Raw genomic sequence first — 18,680 nt, forward strand, 5'->3', positions numbered from 1 at the left:
GTTAAAACTTATAATATGGCCTGATCAAATCAGGCCATCAGCTGCACGTCCAATCCAGGAAGTGGCTAACCTGGGAGGATAAGATATACTTTATCAATGGATTCGTCCTTTATCCAGTCGTTTACGCATTTTTCTTAATTTAAATTCACGAATTAGTCCGGTTGAGCCGTTTGTTTCAGATTCCGCATCATTTCCATTTTTTAGAACACTTGGGTGAGATTTACAGTGACGTCGGTAGAGAAGATGACTTTTGTTGTGTTTGTGGTCTAATCCATCATTGTAGCGATGAATCATTTTTTCGTGCAGTCCTGCTGCAGTATGTTGTATTTTATCAGACATATTTTATTCCTTTGGCGAGGTTTAAATAAATCTACTTGGCATTTAAAGAATGCTAAGCCCTACATTTATATTATAGCTCGGAAATTTGAATATCGTCGTTGATTATTGCAGTTGTTTGATTTATAATTCGCGCGGTGAAAGTTAGGTGAATATGTGAACAAACAGCTGAATAAGCGCGGAATCATGCGATTGTGGCTGGTGCAGCTGGGTATAACATTAGTCCTTGCTGCCCTGTGTGCAATAGTATTTAATATTAAGGCGGCAAGTTCAGCATTACTTGGCGGAATAGTCTGCATCATACCTAATGCATATTTTGCAAGCAAATTGTTCAGGCATCAAGGTGCTCGAGCTGCGAAGCAAATAGTAAATAGCTTTTATAAGGGTGAAGCAGTCAAGATAATTTTGTCCATATTCTTGTTCACAGCGGTATTTGTATTTTTTAAAATTACACCGCTAGCATTTTTTACATCGTATATTTTGGTACTCATGACGCATTGGTTTGCCCCATGGATAATTGTCAATAAACAGAATAGGCCAGAAAGTGACTGAAATGGTATCTAGCACAAATTATATCAAGCATCATTTAACATATCTCACTTATAATGTGAGCGATATGAGGTTGGGTTCACACGGTGGTTTTTGGACATTGAACCTTGATACATTATTCTTTTCTATTTTTTCCGGAATCATTGTTGCCGCCTTAATGTACTTTGGGGCAAGAAGAGTCACAACAGGAGTTCCAGGAAAACTGCAGAATTTTGCCGAGATAATGCTGGAATTTGCAGATAATCAGGTAAAAGATTGTTTTCATGGTAAAAATAATTTAATCGGTCCATTGGCATTAACGATCTTTCTATGGGTATTCTTAATGAATTTCATGGATATATTGCCTGTTGATATATTGCCCTTTTTCGCTCAAATGAGTGGTATACACTATCTAAAGGTAGTGCCAACGAATGATTTGAATTTGACCTTTGGTCTGTCTCTTTCAGTCTTTTTCTTAATTATTTTTTACAGTATCAAAATAAAAGGCGCTAAAGGGTTTATAAAAGAACTTACTTTACAGCCTTTTAATCATCCGCTGTTTATTCCATTTAATTTATTGCTGGAGCTGGTAGGTTTAATTGCCAAACCTATTTCACTGGCATTGCGGTTATTTGGGAATTTATATGCTGGCGAATTAATATTTATTTTGATAGCGTTACTTACCTTAAATGCAGCATCAAGTTCACTGATAGGAACAGCGACTTTAGGTATTGCTCAGTTTGTGCTGGCACTGGCCTGGTCAATTTTCCATATTCTGGTAATCACGTTGCAAGCATTTATTTTCATGGTCCTGACTATAGTTTATCTCAGTCTGGCACACGAAGAACATTAACCAATTTAATTTTCATCATCCATTGTAAAGGGGATAAATATGCAAGCTGTTGAATTAATAGCACAAGTTCAAAGTATGACCGTTATTGCGGTTGCGTTGTTAATCGGTTTAGGTGCATTGGGCACAGCAATAGGATTTGGCTTGCTAGGCGGCAAATTCCTTGAGGGTTCAGCTCGTCAACCAGAGATGGTTCCTATGCTGCAAGTAAAAATGTTTATCGTAGCAGGTCTGTTGGATGCGGTTACAATGATTGGTGTTGGTATCGCACTGTTCTTTACCTTCGCAAACCCTTTCCTTAGCAACTTGGGTTCTTGATAACACATGAACAGGGCGCCGTTGCGCCCTAATTGTTACAGGAGATATTACTTTGGATATTAATTTAACATTAGTAGTGCAAATGCTGGTTTTCGCAGCTTTTGTTCTGTTTACTATGAAATTAGTTTGGCCTCCATTAGCAAAAGCTTTGGAAGAAAGACAAGAAAAGATCGCAGATGGTCTCTCTGCTGCTGAGCGTGGTCGTAAAGAACTTGAATTGGCTCAACATCGTGTTAAAGATGAGTTGAAACACGCCAAGGCGCAATCAGCCGATATTATTGATAAGGCGAATAAGCGTGCTTCACAAATCATTGAAGAAGCTAAAGAAGCTGCCAAACGAGAAGCTCAGATTCAGGCAAAACTCGCACAGGAACAACTCGCGCAACAAGTGAATCATGCAAAAGATGAACTTCGCAAACAAGTTGCCCGACTGGCAATTTCAGGCGCTGAAAGAATTCTCATGCGCGAAGTGGATGCCAAAGCGAACAGCGCACTGTTAGATAACTTGATAGAAGAGATTTAAAATGTCTGATAGCACCACTATAGCCAGACCCTATGCAAAAGCAATTTTTGAACACGCTTTAGCTGAAAAAAAATTAGCCGAGTGGTCTGAACACCTGATGATACTTGCGCAAGCAGTATTAAATCCACAGGCATCACAGTTTATTGCAAATCCCAGTTCAACTGACACGCAACAAATTGAGTTGCTGCAATCCGTTTGCAGTGTAAAGGTAAAAGACAACACGTCATTAAATAATCTTATTGCATTACTGGCTGCTAATAAACGATTAATGCTGCTGCCGGAAATTAAAGCCCTCTATGAAGTACATAGAGCAGAACAAGAAAAGACACTGGGTGTAGATGTAATCAGTTTTTCTGAAGTTTCACCCGCACAACAGCAGCAATTGATTGAATCATTAAGCAATCGATTACAGCGTAAAGTGTCATTAAAAATAAGTATTGATCCCTCCTTGCTTGGTGGTGCAGTTATTCGGGCAGGCGATTTAGTTATCGATGGTTCAGTTCGGGGCAAGCTTAATAAGCTGAGTACCGGCTTGGCCGCTTAATTTAGAGGATAGTTTCCATGTCAGAACAAGTAGCTTTAAATCCTTCAGAAATCAGTGAATTAATCAGAAAGAAGATTGATCAGTTCAGTGTGGTTTCCGAAGCACGTAATGAAGGGACTGTTGTTAGTTTAAAAGACGGTATCGTTCGCTTACACGGTCTTGCAGATGCAATGGCTGGTGAAATGATTGAATTTCCTGGTGGAGTATATGGCCTGGCACTTAACCTTGAAAGAGATTCAGTAGGTGCCGTAATTCTGGGTGATTCATCTACACTTGCTGAAGGTCAAAAAGGTAAATGTACTGGTCGTATTCTGGAAGTTCCTGTAGGTAAAGGGCTTTTAGGGCGCGTTGTTGATGCCTTGGGTAATCCAATTGATGGTAAAGGCCCAATTGATGCTGCTGGCATGTCTCCAATTGAAAAAGTGGCACCAGGCGTAATTTCACGTAAATCAGTAGATCAACCCGTTCAAACAGGATTGAAGGCAATTGATGCCATGATTCCTGTAGGTCGAGGACAGCGTGAGCTTATCATCGGTGACCGCCAGACAGGTAAAACTGCAATTGCAATCGATGCCATTATTAACCAGAAAGGTACTGGCGTTAAATGCGTGTATGTAGCTATCGGTCAAAAAGCTTCTTCTGTAGCGTCAATTGTACGTAAGTTAGAAGAGCACGGCGCTTTGGAACATACCATAGTTGTTGTTGCTGGAGCTTCTGATTCCGCTGCATTGCAATTTATTGCACCCTACTCTGGTTGTTCAATGGGTGAATATTTCATGGAACGTGGTGAAGATGCGTTGATTGTTTATGATGATCTTACCAAACAAGCCTGGGCATACCGACAAATTTCCTTGCTATTACGCAGACCACCAGGTCGTGAAGCTTATCCTGGGGATATTTTCTATTTACATTCACGCTTATTAGAGCGGGCTGCTCGTATCAATGCTGAGGAAGTAGAAAAGTTAACTAATGGTGAAGTAAAAGGTAAAACAGGCTCGCTTACTGCACTGCCAATTATTGAAACTCAAGCGGGTGACGTTTCTGCATTCGTTCCAACAAACGTAATCTCCATTACCGATGGTCAGATATTCCTTGATGTGGATTTATTTAACTCCGGTGTCAGGCCAGCTATTAACTCAGGTTTATCCGTATCTCGGGTTGGTGGTGCTGCCCAAACCAAGATCATGAAAAAACTGGGTGGTGGAACTCGATTGGCATTAGCTCAGTTCCGGGAACTGGAAGCCTTCTCCCAATTTGCTTCAGACCTTGATGATGCGACACGTAAGCAATTAGAACGCGGTCAACGCATTACCGAGTTAATGAAACAAAAGCAGTATTCTCCATTTACTGTAGCTGAAATGGGTATTTCTCTATTTGTTGTAGAAAAAGGATACCTGGATGATGTTCCTGTAAACGAAATCAGTTCCTTCGAATCGTCATTACATGATTATATGCGTAGTACACATGCTGCATTATTGCACGCAATTAATGAAGCTGGTGCATATGATAATGAGATTGAAGCAAAATTAACAAAGGCAGTTGAAGAGTTTAAACGTACGGCTAGTTGGTAATTTAATATCTCATGGAAGTAATTCCAACAGGTATACAGGTCATTGCAATTGATGCAGTGACCTACAAATCAATTAAAGGCGAAGTAACATATGGCTGGAGCAAAAGAAATCCGTTCGAAAATTTCGAGTATCAATAAAACTCGTAAAATTACTCGTGCGATGGAAATGGTGGCAGCAAGTAAAATGCGTAAAACGCAGGAAAGAATGCGTGCATCTAAACCCTATGCCAATAAAATTTATGATGTCGTTAAGCATATCGCTCGTGCAAATTCGGAATACAGACATCCTTTTATGACGGAACGAGAGATAAAGCGTATGGGCATTATCGTCGTTACCACAGACAGAGGACTATGCGGTGGTTTGAATGCTAACCTGCTACGGGAAGCTGTTCGAAATATCCGTAACTGGAAAGAGCAGGGTAATGAAGTTGATATCGCTGTCATTGGTCGAAAAGGTCAGGCTTTTTTCAAGCGAGTTGGTGGAAATATTCTTGGATCAGTCGAGCATCTTGGTGATACTCCCGGCATCAATGAGTTTATTGGTATCGTAAAGATAATGATTGATGCCTATTACAATGGCACTATTGATTCCTTGCATATCGTTTATAACGAATTTGTTAATACCATGACGCAAAAACCATTGGTTAAACAACTGTTACCATTGCCAAAATCGGACGAAGATACCAGCACAATGGGGCATCATTGGGATTATATATACGAACCTGATGCCAAGGATTTACTGGATGATTTATTAGAACGTTATATTGAATTACAGGTTTATCAGGCTGTTGTAGAAAATGTAGCCTGTGAACAAGCTGCAAAAATGATTGCAATGAAAAGTGCAACGGATAATGCAGGTGATTTAATAAAAGAATTTCAATTGGCTTATAACAAAGCCCGACAAGCTGCAATTACACAAGAGTTAGCAGAAATTGTCGGTGGCGCAGCCGCTTTATAAGAGGGTATATAATGAGCTTAGGAACTGTAGTAGAAGTAATTGGTGCGGTGGTAGACGTTGAGTTTCCCCGTGATAGCGTCCCTAAAGTCAATGATGCATTAGAGCTTGTTGATAGTGATTTGGTTTTTGAGGTTCAACAACAGCTCGGAGATGGTGTTGTGCGCACCATTGCTATGGGTACTACTGATGGCTTAAAACGTGGCTTAAAAGCTAAAAATTCAGGCAAACCCATTCAGGTTCCCGTAGGAAAGAAAACTCTGGGGCGTATTATGGATGTTCTTGGACGTCCAGTTGACGATGCTGGTCCTATAGGTGCTGAAGAGCACTGGGCTATTCATCGTAAAGCTCCCAGTTACGAAGAACAGGCTGGCAGCCAGGAATTACTGGAAACCGGAATTAAGGTAATTGATTTGCTATGCCCCTTTGCAAAAGGCGGTAAAGTCGGACTGTTCGGTGGTGCTGGTGTTGGTAAAACAGTAAATATGATGGAATTAATACGTAACATCGCTATCGAACACAGCGGATACTCTGTATTTGCGGGTGTAGGAGAGCGTACACGTGAAGGTAACGACTTCTATCACGAGATGAAAGATTCCAACGTATTGGATAAAGTATCTCTGGTTTACGGTCAGATGAATGAGCCACCAGGAAACCGTTTACGTGTTGCATTAACTGGTTTGACCATGGCTGAAAAATTCCGTGATGAAGGACGGGATGTTCTGTTATTTATCGATAACATTTACCGTTATACTCTGGCTGGGGTTGAGGTATCTGCGTTGTTGGGTCGTATGCCATCCGCAGTAGGTTATCAGCCTACACTGGCTGAAGAAATGGGTATGCTGCAAGAGCGTATTACCTCAACGAAAACAGGATCCATTACTTCTATTCAGGCAGTATATGTACCTGCCGATGACTTGACTGACCCATCACCGGCTACTACTTTTGCTCACTTGGATGCTACAGTAGTATTGTCACGACAAATTGCAGAGCTTGGAATTTACCCAGCAGTAGATCCTTTGGACTCTACTTCACGTCAGTTGGATCCATTAATTGTTGGACAGGAACATTACGATACTGCACGTCGGGTACAACAGACGTTACAACGTTATAAAGAATTAAAAGATATTATAGCGATCCTTGGTATGGATGAGTTATCTGAAGAAGATAAGCGAGTAGTAACTCGTGCTCGTAAAATTCAAAGATTCCTGTCGCAACCTTTCTTCGTGGCTGAAGTCTTCACTGGCTCACCTGGAAAATACGTTTCTCTTAAAGATACGATTAAAGGCTTCCAGGGAATTCTTGCAGGTGAATACGATGATTTACCTGAGCAGGCATTTTACATGGTTGGAAGCATTGAGGAAGCTGTTGCGAAAGCGAAAACCCTATGAGGCAATCAGATATGACAATAACAACGCATCTGGATATTGTTAGTGCGGAACATGAAATTTTCTCCGGCTTGGTTGAGATGGTCGTGGCCACAGGAGAATTAGGTGAAATAGGGGTTACACCCGGTCATGCTCCTTTGCTAACAGTATTAAAGCCTGGTGAAATTCGATTAACTATGCCTGGTGGTGAGCAAGAGATTTATTACGTGCAAGGTGGAATGCTGGAAGTACAGCCACAATGTGTCACTATTCTTGCTGATGTTGTCGAGAGAGCGGATCACCTGGATGAAACTGCTGCTCTTGCTGCGAAAGCTCATGCTGAAGCAGCAATGGCTAATAAAGGCGGTGACATCGATTATTCTGTTGCTGCTGCTGAGTTAGCCCGCGCTGTTGCTCAAATTCGAGCAATTCAAAAAGTTAGAAAGAAAATCAAATAATATCCCAATAAATCAATAGGATAAAGGTCAGTATAACCATACTGACCTTTTATTTTTACTGGCATAATGATTCAATTGATGGCAGTAAATTGAGATAACCTTATTGAATTAAATTGGATGTTCCAGTTTTAACGACGTAAATACCTGCATATTAAAAGTGTGTAACCGTTTATAATCGTTAGACCTATGAGATCATGCTCACACTTTAAATCTGCTTGGTTGCTTATTGGATAATTTCCCTGGTTAAATCAAACAGGAGTTTTAAAAATTGGTATTTAACAAAGAGTTATACACGTTACTCTATGATTCATTCACAGGGTTATCCACAGGTTTGCAAAATGTCGGGAGAAATATTTTTTTAAAATATATTATAAATCAATAAGTTATGATTTACTCGATTTTATAAAAAAAATAAGCACAAAGTTATTCACAATTAACATGATGAGTATATTTCTAACATTATGAATATTTTGCTAAAATTGTTTTGCAATACGTACCTTGATTGCACTACGATGATTAAATAGTGATTACTACTACAATGAATACAAAAGCGATGAATGAAACAACAGAAAAAAAACCACTGACGGAATTTACTGAGAAAGCCTATCTTGATTATTCCATGTACGTTATTCTGGATAGGGCATTACCCAATATAGCTGATGGATTGAAACCTGTTCAACGCAGAATTGTCTATGCAATGTCCGAACTTGGTTTAAAAGCTACTGCAAAACACAAAAAATCAGCAAGAACAGTTGGGGATGTTTTAGGTAAGTTTCATCCTCATGGTGATAGTGCCTGTTATGAAGCCATGGTTTTGATGGCACAACCCTTCTCATATCGATATCCATTTGTAGATGGCCAAGGCAACTGGGGCTCTCCCGATGATCCCAAATCTTTTGCCGCCATGCGGTACACAGAAGCAAGGTTATCACCTTATGCTGAAGTGCTGCTTGGTGAGTTACTACAAGGCACCGTCGATTGGGTCGATAATTTTGATGGAACGTTACAAGAGCCATCATTGCTTCCGGCTAGATTACCTAATATTTTATTAAATGGTGCTACGGGTATTGCCGTTGGTATGGCATCAGATATCCTTCCTCACAATTTAACCGAAGTAGCTAATGCCTGTATTCATTTATTGGACAATCCTGATGCAGATTTATTGGCAATTAATGAACATATAAAAGGTCCCGATTTTCCTACGGAAGCAGAGATAATTACCCCTCGTGAAGCGATAACTGCACTGTATGAGACTGGAAATGGCTCCATAAAAATGCGCGCCATTTTCAGTCAGGAAAAGCAGAATATTGTGATTACTGCTTTGCCCTATCAAGTTTCCGGTGCAAAAGTGATCGAACAGATTGCCGTGCAAATGCAGCAGAAAAAATTACCGATGGTTGAAGATTTGCGTGATGAGTCTGATCATGAACATCCTACCCGTTTAGTGATTATTCCCCGATCAAACCGCGTAGATGTCGATGCATTGATGTCTCATCTTTTTGCAACAACTGATTTGGAGCGAAGTTATCGGGTCAATTTTAATATGATTGGTTTGGATGGCAAGCCACGTGTTAAAGGATTGGTAAAGATTCTGACCGAATGGTTGGTATATCGTGTTTCAACAGTTAAACGACGACTCGAATACAGATTGGAAAAGGTATTAGAACGCATCCATGTTCTGGAAGGGTTACTGATTGCGTATTTGAATATAGATGAAGTCATTGCCATTATTAGAGAGCATGAGAATCCTAAGCAAGGATTAATCGCCCGATTTAATTTGAGTGAGCGCCAGGCTGAAGCAATTTTGGAAATGAAACTGCGCCATTTGGCTAAACTTGAAGAAATAAAGTTGCGTGGTGAACTGGATGAACTAAGTGCTGAACGAGACAGTATTCAGAACACCCTAGCCAGTGAATCGCTTTTAAAGGCATTAGTAAAACAGGAAATAATCAGAGATCGCGATGAGTTTGGTGATGCTCGTCGCTCACCCATTATTGTAAGACAAGATGCACAGGCCTTAAAGGAAGAAGATATTTTGCCTAATGAGCCCATCACTGTTGTTTTATCAAATAATGGTTGGGTTCGAGCAGCTAAAGGCCATGACGTAGTTGGTACAGAGCTGAGTTATAAAGCTGGAGATGAATTTAAAGCACAGGCATATGCCCGCTCAAATCAACAGATCATATTTTTTGATAGTGAGGGTAAAGTGTACTCTTTGCCAGGTCATGCCCTACCCTCAGCAAGAGGTCAGGGAGAACCACTCACTGGTAAACTTAATCCTGCGGAAGGAATGACCTTTGAAGCACTGGTTGGTGGAGAACCAGAACAGCGAGTTTTATTGGCCAGTGATGCCGGATATGGGTTTATCGCTAAAGTTAGCGAGCTGTATGTAAAAAATCGAAACGGAAAAGCATGTATTAAACTCTCGCAAAATAGTCGCATTGTTCCACCCAGGCTTTTACCCAACAATGATGAGCTTTATGTTGCTTGCGCAACCAGCGTGGGTCGGTTACTTATATTTTCCATTAAAGAATTGCCTGAGTTATCTCGAGGAAAGGGTAATAAATTAATCAGTATCCCATCAAGTAAAGCGGTTTCACGGGAAGAGTATATTATCGATCTTCAAGTATTAGCCGAAGAAGATTCTTTAACAGTACATGCTGGCAAACGACATTTTACTCTTAAGGGTGCTGATTTGGCACACTACAAAGGAGAACGAGGTCGCCGTGGTAATCGTTTACCGCGAGGCTTACAGAATGTAACTCATTTACAGGTGACAGTAGCAGAACAAGCCTAGTTCATGTACCTTCATCTGTACAGTAACATCAACAGGACTACGGGAATTCACTTTATGGACAGTGTTTCCCGTGAAACACTGGTTAATCTTCAAGCATCTTTTTGATAATTTCTTTATTTTCCAGTGGTAACTGAGCCAAAGGCAATGTGGCTAACCCTGCTTTTTTATATAATTCCTTAATAGAGGGGTTATCAATAGCCTTTAAGTGCATGGACATAGTTTGAATATCACCTCGACATAATGGCCCGGTTAATGATTCCGCTATGTGTGATGTTTTGCTTAAATTATTAATATTGCCTTGCATCAGATTACAAATCATGGCGCGTGCCTGATGTTGCGGTATCCCCGCCTGCAGAAGTAATTCTTCGCTGGTATGGGCTAAAGTAATTAAGTAATTTGATGCGATAGTTGCCGCGGTATGGTACATAATTTTTGCATCAGAACGAATAGGGATGACATGTGCGCCAAGAATACTAAAAATACCATGTAACCATTCACAGACAGCAGGGTCTCCTTCCATCACACAATCGATCTGATTGAATGCCAAAGAATTCAGATATCCAGATTTAAAAGCTTTTAATGGGTGAAAACTAGCTACAGAACAACCTAGTTCTCGAAGTGGGCTAAGTAATTCAGAGTTTAATGCACCACTACAATGGATAATGAAACTGTCTGGTTTAAGAACAGAATCCTTTATTAGTTGATACACAATGGATTCAATAGAATCATCATTACACGTAATCCAGGTTACATCAGTCTTGGGCAGTTGTTTCAGTGAATTGACTGCCGTTCCCAGCTTTATTTCACTACAGGCTTGCTGTGCGGAATTGAAACTGCGATTGCATACCGAATCAAGGGTAAGCATTTGTGTAGTCGATAATGCCAGTGCCAAGTTTTTACCTAATCGACCTGCTCCAATAATGTTGTAATTCATTCAATTCTCTTTTAGTGGCGCATTCAATGTGCAAATCATCAATGACTTACAGTGTTTCGTCATCATGAGCGTTTTGAGATTAACAAACTTTATTCACAATTAACTGAATTATATCAATAAACTCATAAATGAACCAATTAAATCTGATGAACATAAAGTGTAAACTAAGGTGTAAAAAGAGAAAATTATATCTTAATTTATATTTTCTGATTGTTTTTGTTACGTATTTATAGCAGGATGGAATTTCGACCAAAATTCAGGATGATATTATGAAAAAACGGATTGCTTCATTTTTAGTCATTTCAGCTGTAGCTTCATCGGTTCAAGCTGCTTCACAAAATATGGTATGGGGTGATGCAAATAAATCTTTGCCTCAGTTTGAACAAAAACAGTCCCTTAACCAGGGGTTAATAAAATCAATAGCAGTTCAGCAAAGTGACTATAAACTGCAATTGCACAATGATTCAAAAACCAGCTCCAATCATGCTCGTTATCAGTTGACTTATAAGGGAATTCCCGTTTGGGGCTATCAAGTAATTTTTCATTCCAAAAAAGGCAGTAAGGATACAGTCACCGGAATGAATGTGACCGGAATTGAAAAAGATATCAGCAGTATCAATGGAGCATTCTCTGCGGATGAAATCGAACAAAAAATTCTCGGGTCAGTGAGTAATCCAGTAAAATTTAAAAATATAAATAAGGTAATCTTTATTGATTCAGATAATAAGGCGCATCTTGCCTATCATTTATCGTATTACAGCAACAGTGAAAAAACACAGATAAAAGCACCTAACTACCTGATTGATGCGAACACTGCCAAGGTACTAAAACAGTGGGATGAAGTACGTCATGAACGAATTGGTCAAGGTCTGGGTGGAAATGCATTTCCTCTTCCTTATCGTGGCGGTATGTTTCAACATGGAAATGCGTTGCCAGGATTGCCTTCCTTAGGAAAATTTGATGTATCGGTCAAAGATGGTTCATGCAGTGTTGAAAATGAATCCTTAAAAGTGATGAATTTGGAAAATCATGATTTGGGATACGATATATTTCCAATTACAACCCTTGCTGAGTCCATGCTTAATATCCCTGCCTTTACCTATGCCTGTGATGAGAGTAATTTATATTTAAACTATGCTGATGGCGCAACTGGTCCTGTCAATTACGCCTTTTCACCAGTAAATGACACCATGTATTTTGCTCAACAGACATTAGATATGTACGAAAAAATCTATGGCGTTAAAAAACCAATCGGTGATGATTTGCCGTTGCGTGCCTACACTCACCTTGGAGATATGGATAATGCCTTCGCGATTCCAACAATCAATATAGATGGATTAATCGTGGCACATCAACAGATCGTTATTGGTAATGGAGATGAGTATTTAACCGCTCCTGCTCAATCGGTATTAGGACATGAGTTATCGCATAATTTTACGGCCATAAATTCCGGATTATTATATGAAGGACAATCGGGTGGGATTAACGAGTCATTTTCAGATATGGCTGCTATAGCTCTTCAAGACTACCTCCGTCGTGATTATCCATGGTACTGGGATGGTGAGGATTGGACTATTGGTCGTGAAGCGGTAAAAGGCGGACAACCATTACGTTATATGGATGATCCAACTAAGGACGGTATGTCTATAGGAAATGCGGCCCAATTCACGGATTCTTTGGACGTCCATATGACCAGCGGAGTATTTAATAAAGCATTTTATGTTTTGGCTCATAAGCCGGGTTGGTCAATTCAAAAGGCTTTTCAGATCATGGTTGATGCAAATAGGAACTATTGGTCGCCAATAGCTTATTATGATTTTGCTGCATGTGGTGTGATTCAGGCTGCTTTAGATAGAAAATTTGACAAAACTCCGGTAATCGAGTCATTTGCTGAAGTGGGTGTAGTTTGTCCTATGCATAAGGCCTAAATTTAAGAATATCCCTGATTCTCATTGGAATTAGGGATATTATTGAATCAAATGGCGAAAATCAGTTACTCCGCCCATATCTTCCATTGATCGAACCAAATAAATTGGTAAAAAAACAGTAATAATGGATATATTTCAAAAAAAAGACACTATTATGGCGTAAAATTGGTTATAATATTCACAATTTGTAGTATTGAGAGTATTGATCATGGTTTATTTGGTTCAAGGAAATGCACAGCAGATCTTTAAGGCATTTGATCAGGAATGGGTTCTTAAAACACGAGTTGAATCTATCACGCCTGAAACCAAATTTCTGGGTACTGAACAACAAGCCAGGGACTTTATAAGCAAGTGGCAATCCTTGGGGCAAATGCCTGTTTGTGCGCCGGGAGCTATTACCGCTTCGAATTTATTCCTCTTGTTGGGTGCTCCATATCGACCATTTATATTAACTGGTGAAAGCCTTGCTAAATATGGAGAGCTGTGTGTACGTCAGGATTTTGCTTATCTGAATGAGCTCGAGGAACCCTGTGGGCTGATGTTAATCTACAGGAAAGACTACCCATCCCAGTGGTTGTTAGGATTAATGAACAATACTCACCTGGCTCCTGAGGAGAGAGCAGTTACTCTGTTATCGGGTGTCGATTTAAAACCCTACATTAAATCAGAAGAATCAGATATTAAAATGTCTCAAGTAGACATTGAAGAAAATCCATTATTTGAACAAATTAAATATCCATTTGTTCAAAATCAATTAAAAAATGCAATTAAGCCTGATACGGGAGAAATTGATATCACTTTTCCTGGAATCGATGCCTTATCCAGTTTCATAAAAATTGAAAAACCTAAAGGAACTCTTCTGCGACCTAATGGTGTTCGTGAACTGATCCTGAAATATAATTTACTTATATCACCTGTAATGTTAGGCGATCTGTTGGATAAAAATGATGGTTTACGAATGGAGCTTGAAGCAGCGACGCTGAATGGAGATGACCGGTTCAATAAAAATTTATTACAGATGATTGTGGTGTTTTACGAAGAAAACATATTGAATGAGAACAGGAAGCTGCTTCTTGATCACGAATTTATAAAAAAGATGGGCACTTTGATGTGGGATCCACTGCAAATCAAATTATTGCCTGTATTGCGAACGAAAAAGTATGAACTGGAGTTAATGCAGTTGATTTTATCAAAAGAAGCCTATTTTCGCTCTTTTGAAGTACTGGAACAGTTAGGTATCGCTCAGGATGTCCCTGAGTTATTTAAAATACCGCACAAGTTAAATCAATTAAACTATATAAATAGTTTGGCAGATGGAGATTGCAGAAAATTATGTTTGATATTCTGGGCAAAAGGAAATTTATCTCTTCCACAGCTTGAAGAGATAGTTCAGGCAACTCAGCAATATCCCATGCTGGCAACAACTTTGGTTGCCCTGGATCAATCAAAAAGTATCATCAGTATTAAAGATTTAAGAAAACATGCGCTCAATCCATTAATCCATATGCAAAAATCAATCTTGCACCATTTTACACATGAGTTTGAACAGTACGGTTTAAAAAAATCCATACTAACGAAAATGAGTTTTGAAGAACTAAAAGAACTTAGTCGTTCATTTAGTATGTTAAAGCAAACTGGAATTACTACAGCTAATGAATACAATTGGGTATTAAAGAAGAATAATCAGGGACAAATTCTTCGTATTTTTTTGCCGGAATTGTCTCAAATTGAAGATATTGAACAAAGGAAAACGCTAATAAAATTATTGTACACTGGCGTACAAACAGGTGTTGTGAGTCAAGGCAAAGCACTTCTTGAGATAACCGATAAGAACTTATTTTCTATTGCACTTCAATTGCATAAACGGTTTATTTGCGTAAAACAAATGCAGGATCTTCGATTTTCTGATGAAGTGATTGCTTTGGCTGGTGAACAAGGTACTTTGAATGGTACTCGGTTTCGGCATATTATTTTTAAAGTTGAAGAGCAATGTAAAGGAGTCAATGAGCGACTTAGAAAATCGTCCACAGAACCAGATAAAGGGAGTAAGTGGGATCGTGCTGAAGAGGAGTACAGAAGAACTCTATATAGTATTGCCTATGAAGGCATCACACAGCCAGGTATTGATGTAACATCAAAAATCAAACAGGCAGAACAGAAAGTTCTTGATATAGTAGATCCTGAAATGAAATCTTTGTTACAGAAAATTCTGGTGGTTATCGCCAATATTGTGATCACTACGCTCACCTTAGGTGTGGCAAATGATTTTAAAGAGCGCGAAACGGGCAATTATTGGTTTTTTAATCAAACAACATCAGGCGAAAAACTTCGAGCTCTCGATAAGGAGGTAAAATCACTTATTGAGCGCCCTGATTCTGAAGTTCCTCAATTAAAATAAGTCATTTTAATGGATACCGTGCATTAAGCCTGAACGATCCTCACTTTTTATACGTCATCCTCGCGAAAGCGGGGATCCATCTTAAAATTTAGCACAATGCCATATTTATGCATGGATACCCGCTTTCGCGAGGATGACGATCTTATAAAAATTGCAAATTAAGATTAATTAATGTGCATTTTTAAAAAGTGAGGAACTCTCAGGCATAAAGCGCGGTGTGTAGGAATAATAGACAAAATAATCTGTATCTACTTGGTTCTTCTCAAAAATCTGTGGGTTAAATTATTTTAGGATGACGTAATTCCCGTAAATAGTGAGAAATTACAATGTGTATCCTCAATTCCTGGTTTTTTTATATAAAATGAACAACTTACCTTAAATCTGACGTTTAAAAACATTAAATTAATATTTTGTATTAAAAAATACTCTTGAACTTCTTGATTATTTCTGCTTAATATGGTGCATAGGATGATGGATTTGCATTAAGGGATTTGATATATGGGGTTACCTAAGAAAGCGCTTAGGGAGAGCAACTTAAAAGAATTAACAGCTGGATCAGCTGTTAAAGACGGCTCGCATGTAATTACTCGTGTTACCTTCATTGAAGACGGTATAGAAAAGCTTGCTTTTTTTAAAAGACTGGAGCCGAAAAATCATTACCCCGAATTCTTAGCTAAAATCAGTACCGCCGCCTCATTTTTTAAACGTTTATTTCAAGGAAAAAATTCAGCTGAAGAACGTTTGGTTTTTGATGAAAACGATAAATTGGTTGGTACGTTATCAATAGGCATCAAAGGATTTAAAAGTTTTAATTTTGCTGAAGATCCTGTTCCTGTAGATCCCATTTTAAAAGAAAAAGTTATTCCCAGCACGAAAACATTGCTTGATAAGAATATCATGTCGGTTCTTTTTGGTCGATGGTACCTTGATGACGACGACACTCATGGGCATCAAATGTGTGTCCTGGACGATGAAGATGAATCAGCTGATCTTGATTTTGACATGCTTTTTTACTGGTTCACTATTCAAATGAAAGAACCTCGGCCAATAATTGGTGTCCCTAAAAAGAGAATAGATCTGTCTGTTCGGGATTGGGAAACGTTCCCGAAAGTTAGAGACTCTAAACCCTATCATTGGCCAACATTTAAGCATCCAGGTCAGGAAACGCTACCTAGCGCGGTTCCTTCACAAATTCTTCAGAGTGTTCTCCCCAAAAAAATTGCGGATCATACTCAATTTGAACAATTGGCTCATGAACCACGGGCTCATGAACAAAAATTTGTCGCGGCAATGAAAGCTTTGATGACCTATCAACCTGAAATGGTGCGCAAACGGTTATTTGATCTTTTTGGTGATATGACGGTTAATTATACTTCTTTAGATGCGACAGACGTGAATCTTCGTATTCTCTATGAAACTGAGTTTCCTGAGTTATGTAATAATCAGACGAATGTCATGTCTTTTGTTGATTTCATGATGAACATCTATCAAAAGCATTATGATAATTTATATCGAGTTGTTGTCTTTTATATGGGGTGTGAAAATAACGGGAATGGCGTCGCACTCGATTCAACCTGTTCAACTTTATATCATAAACCGTCTATTTATAAAGGTATTGCAGCATGGATGAAAACCCAAAATGAAACCTTGTATAAAAAAGATGATGTAAGTCTTAAGTATGATTTAGAAGAGTTGCAACATCGTTATCATCAGATTTGGCGCGATACATATGCCCTTACCGTCAAGGATTTATTGCATAATACCTTTAGTTTGACAAAGAGACTTCTTGACAAAGTATGCGTTGAACTGCCTGATTTTGTTGAAATCGAAGGTAAAAATATTACTGATTCCAGTTTGACTAATGCATGGGAACTTTTTGGTGCCATGCCCGAGTTATCCATTGAAACAATTGAGCCTTTGATTAGTGTCGATAAAGAAAGTAATTATCGTGAAGGCATCTTGATGCTGGTTAATTTTTACCAAAAATTACATAGTATAGTCAAAACGTATTATTGTAAGGAACGACAAGAGCTGACAGAGGAAGATAATCTGACTTTTTGTAATAGTCTAAATGATTTGCATCAGCAATATAACCTGGCTTTAAGGCAAAAACTGTTCCACACCAGCTCTTATGCGGCAGAATTTAATCCCATAGCGATTCAGTTAAAGCAATTAACGGAACATGCGAATTTCCAACTTCACTTAATAACGACTGATGAAATGATGAAAGATGCTATTAGAACACCAGTTGAGAAGGATCTTTTACCTCATACTCATGAGGAAGTGATTAAAAAATATAACAAGGCTTTGTTTGAATGGGCCAATAGTGTCAAACCCGAAGAGCTTTCTTTGTACATAACAGAAATTATTGATAAATATTATACTCCAACTTTAGAAAGCTTATCCTATCGCCATAGATCACAGCCTGTTAAAGAATTTTTAGCCGCAAGTATGAACCAAAGCGGATCTAATCGGCTGGCTTATATCTTTAGTTCTGGTAAAGAAGAAACCGGAGCGTTAAATAAATATCTTATCCAATATCTTACGCCAATTATGCTACAGACTCAGCTGTTGCCTAGTATTAGTGCTGCAGTTAGAAAAGGCACCTTTGACAATGATATCCCTTTATTCACTAAATCCGCGGTTAATTTTGCTAAATTTGATAATCAATTTACCCATCTATATCACTCTGAAGGAATACGTTTATTTTATAGTACGCTTTTTGATTGGGTAGATAAATTACCTAACGATCGATTCCAAAATATAATGGATGAAGCCATAAAAACATATATGCAGGGATTAAGCGGTTATAAATTCTGGGGGGCAGCCCCCAGAGACAAAGAAGTTGAAGGATATTGTAAATCCTTTGGACATGCGAAGGCAGTAGCCTTGACCTTTATTAATGGCGATCAAAGTTCAACAATGAATAAGTCTGTATTTGATCGATTAATTTCTGAAATGAAGAGCGATATCAGCAAAAGCGTTGAAATGCAGAATTCGCCTGGATGTAAATTAATCGCTCAGTATGATCCAATAGAGCATAAGACTCATATTTATGCCTGCGTAAAAGAACATTCAGTCGCGCCTTCTCATAAACAGGATATAAAAGAGATTGCTTCCAGTGCGTTAACCTTATGAATGAGATAGATTGGAGGTTGATAAATTTCAGAGGTT

15 protein-coding genes are annotated in these 18,680 nt (G+C 38.8%); 13 read left to right on the forward strand and 2 right to left on the reverse strand.

Features of this window, described 5'->3' with window-relative positions; genetic code table 11:
• Positions 1–93: 93 nt before the first annotated feature.
• Entirely contained in the window at positions 94–339 is a 246-nt protein-coding gene (locus tag Lqua_RS13670) for a hypothetical protein (protein ID WP_058474842.1), read from the reverse strand.
• Between the two features lie 153 nt (positions 340–492).
• Between Lqua_RS13670 and Lqua_RS13675 the strand changes: the two genes are divergently transcribed.
• From Lqua_RS13675 to parC, 10 genes are all read left to right on the forward strand, one after another.
• On the forward strand, positions 493–888 hold the full coding sequence (locus tag Lqua_RS13675; RefSeq protein ID WP_058474843.1) for a F0F1 ATP synthase subunit I: 396 nt from the start codon (positions 493–495) through the stop codon (positions 886–888).
• Position 889: 1 nt separating this feature from the next.
• Positions 890–1,717, forward strand: coding sequence for a F0F1 ATP synthase subunit A (gene atpB, locus Lqua_RS13680; RefSeq protein ID WP_083501341.1), 828 nt, complete (start codon positions 890–892; stop codon positions 1,715–1,717).
• A 39-nt stretch (positions 1,718–1,756) separates the two neighbouring features.
• Positions 1,757–2,032, forward strand: a complete 276-nt coding sequence (gene atpE / locus Lqua_RS13685; protein ID WP_028382916.1) for a F0F1 ATP synthase subunit C — start codon at positions 1,757–1,759, stop codon at positions 2,030–2,032.
• A 52-nt stretch (positions 2,033–2,084) separates the two neighbouring features.
• Positions 2,085–2,555: a F0F1 ATP synthase subunit B gene (locus Lqua_RS13690; protein ID WP_058474844.1), complete on the forward strand. Its 471-nt coding sequence runs from the start codon at positions 2,085–2,087 to the stop codon at positions 2,553–2,555.
• A 1-nt stretch (position 2,556) separates the two neighbouring features.
• Positions 2,557–3,099, forward strand: coding sequence for a F0F1 ATP synthase subunit delta (locus Lqua_RS13695; RefSeq protein WP_058474845.1), 543 nt, complete (start codon positions 2,557–2,559; stop codon positions 3,097–3,099).
• Between the two features lie 17 nt (positions 3,100–3,116).
• The gene (atpA, locus tag Lqua_RS13700) at positions 3,117–4,670 is read left to right on the forward strand and encodes a F0F1 ATP synthase subunit alpha (protein WP_058474846.1); all 1,554 of its coding nucleotides are present in this window, start codon (positions 3,117–3,119) and stop codon (positions 4,668–4,670) included.
• A 90-nt stretch (positions 4,671–4,760) separates the two neighbouring features.
• Positions 4,761–5,627 carry a F0F1 ATP synthase subunit gamma gene (atpG, locus tag Lqua_RS13705; RefSeq protein ID WP_058474847.1) on the forward strand — a complete coding sequence of 289 codons (867 nt, stop codon included), beginning with the start codon at positions 4,761–4,763 and terminating at the stop codon, positions 5,625–5,627.
• Between the two features lie 11 nt (positions 5,628–5,638).
• The gene (atpD, locus tag Lqua_RS13710) at positions 5,639–7,015 is read left to right on the forward strand and encodes a F0F1 ATP synthase subunit beta (RefSeq protein ID WP_028382911.1); all 1,377 of its coding nucleotides are present in this window, start codon (positions 5,639–5,641) and stop codon (positions 7,013–7,015) included.
• An 11-nt stretch (positions 7,016–7,026) separates the two neighbouring features.
• A complete protein-coding gene (locus Lqua_RS13715; RefSeq protein ID WP_058474907.1) occupies positions 7,027–7,449 on the forward strand; it encodes a F0F1 ATP synthase subunit epsilon in 423 nt (140 codons plus the stop codon).
• 553 nt (positions 7,450–8,002) lie between these two features.
• Positions 8,003–10,246 (forward strand): DNA topoisomerase IV subunit A, encoded by a 2,244-nt coding sequence (parC, locus tag Lqua_RS13720; protein WP_172459556.1) that lies wholly within the window; start codon positions 8,003–8,005, stop codon positions 10,244–10,246.
• Positions 10,247–10,328: 82 nt separating this feature from the next.
• On the opposite strand, the gene Lqua_RS13725 is transcribed toward parC, so the two are convergent.
• Positions 10,329–11,180, reverse strand: a complete 852-nt coding sequence (locus Lqua_RS13725; protein WP_058474849.1) for a Rossmann-like and DUF2520 domain-containing protein — start codon at positions 11,178–11,180, stop codon at positions 10,329–10,331.
• A gap of 269 nt (positions 11,181–11,449) precedes the next feature.
• On the opposite strand from Lqua_RS13725, the gene Lqua_RS13730 reads away from it, so the two are divergent.
• The 3 genes from Lqua_RS13730 (at position 11,450) to Lqua_RS13740 (ending at position 18,644) form a co-directional block, all read left to right on the forward strand.
• Positions 11,450–13,108, forward strand: a complete 1,659-nt coding sequence (locus tag Lqua_RS13730; protein WP_058474850.1) for a M4 family metallopeptidase — start codon at positions 11,450–11,452, stop codon at positions 13,106–13,108.
• Between the two features lie 208 nt (positions 13,109–13,316).
• The gene (locus tag Lqua_RS13735) at positions 13,317–15,506 is read left to right on the forward strand and encodes a hypothetical protein (protein ID WP_238585586.1); all 2,190 of its coding nucleotides are present in this window, start codon (positions 13,317–13,319) and stop codon (positions 15,504–15,506) included.
• Between the two features lie 498 nt (positions 15,507–16,004).
• Positions 16,005–18,644 carry a hypothetical protein gene (locus tag Lqua_RS13740; protein WP_058474851.1) on the forward strand — a complete coding sequence of 880 codons (2,640 nt, stop codon included), beginning with the start codon at positions 16,005–16,007 and terminating at the stop codon, positions 18,642–18,644.
• Positions 18,645–18,680 lie beyond the last annotated feature (36 nt).

This window comes from Legionella quateirensis, assembly GCF_001467955.1.
Lineage (GTDB): Bacteria > Pseudomonadota > Gammaproteobacteria > Legionellales > Legionellaceae > Legionella > Legionella quateirensis.

What these genes read in the sequence shown, in the direction of transcription:
- Lqua_RS13670 (WP_058474842.1), bottom strand. Translation starts at nt 339, where the DNA reads ATGTCTGATAAAATACAACATACTGCAGCAGGACTGCACGAAAAAATG.
- atpB (WP_083501341.1), top strand. Translation starts at nt 890, where the DNA reads ATGGTATCTAGCACAAATTATATCAAGCATCATTTAACATATCTCACT.
- atpE (WP_028382916.1), top strand. Translation starts at nt 1,757, where the DNA reads ATGCAAGCTGTTGAATTAATAGCACAAGTTCAAAGTATGACCGTTATT.
- Lqua_RS13695 (WP_058474845.1), top strand. Translation starts at nt 2,557, where the DNA reads ATGTCTGATAGCACCACTATAGCCAGACCCTATGCAAAAGCAATTTTT.
- atpA (WP_058474846.1), top strand. Translation starts at nt 3,117, where the DNA reads ATGTCAGAACAAGTAGCTTTAAATCCTTCAGAAATCAGTGAATTAATC.
- atpG (WP_058474847.1), top strand. Translation starts at nt 4,761, where the DNA reads ATGGCTGGAGCAAAAGAAATCCGTTCGAAAATTTCGAGTATCAATAAA.
- atpD (WP_028382911.1), top strand. Translation starts at nt 5,639, where the DNA reads ATGAGCTTAGGAACTGTAGTAGAAGTAATTGGTGCGGTGGTAGACGTT.
- Lqua_RS13715 (WP_058474907.1), top strand. Translation starts at nt 7,027, where the DNA reads ATGACAATAACAACGCATCTGGATATTGTTAGTGCGGAACATGAAATT.
- parC (WP_172459556.1), top strand. Translation starts at nt 8,003, where the DNA reads ATGAATGAAACAACAGAAAAAAAACCACTGACGGAATTTACTGAGAAA.
- Lqua_RS13725 (WP_058474849.1), bottom strand. Translation starts at nt 11,180, where the DNA reads ATGAATTACAACATTATTGGAGCAGGTCGATTAGGTAAAAACTTGGCA.
- Lqua_RS13730 (WP_058474850.1), top strand. Translation starts at nt 11,450, where the DNA reads ATGAAAAAACGGATTGCTTCATTTTTAGTCATTTCAGCTGTAGCTTCA.
- Lqua_RS13735 (WP_238585586.1), top strand. Translation starts at nt 13,317, where the DNA reads ATGGTTTATTTGGTTCAAGGAAATGCACAGCAGATCTTTAAGGCATTT.
- Lqua_RS13740 (WP_058474851.1), top strand. Translation starts at nt 16,005, where the DNA reads ATGGGGTTACCTAAGAAAGCGCTTAGGGAGAGCAACTTAAAAGAATTA.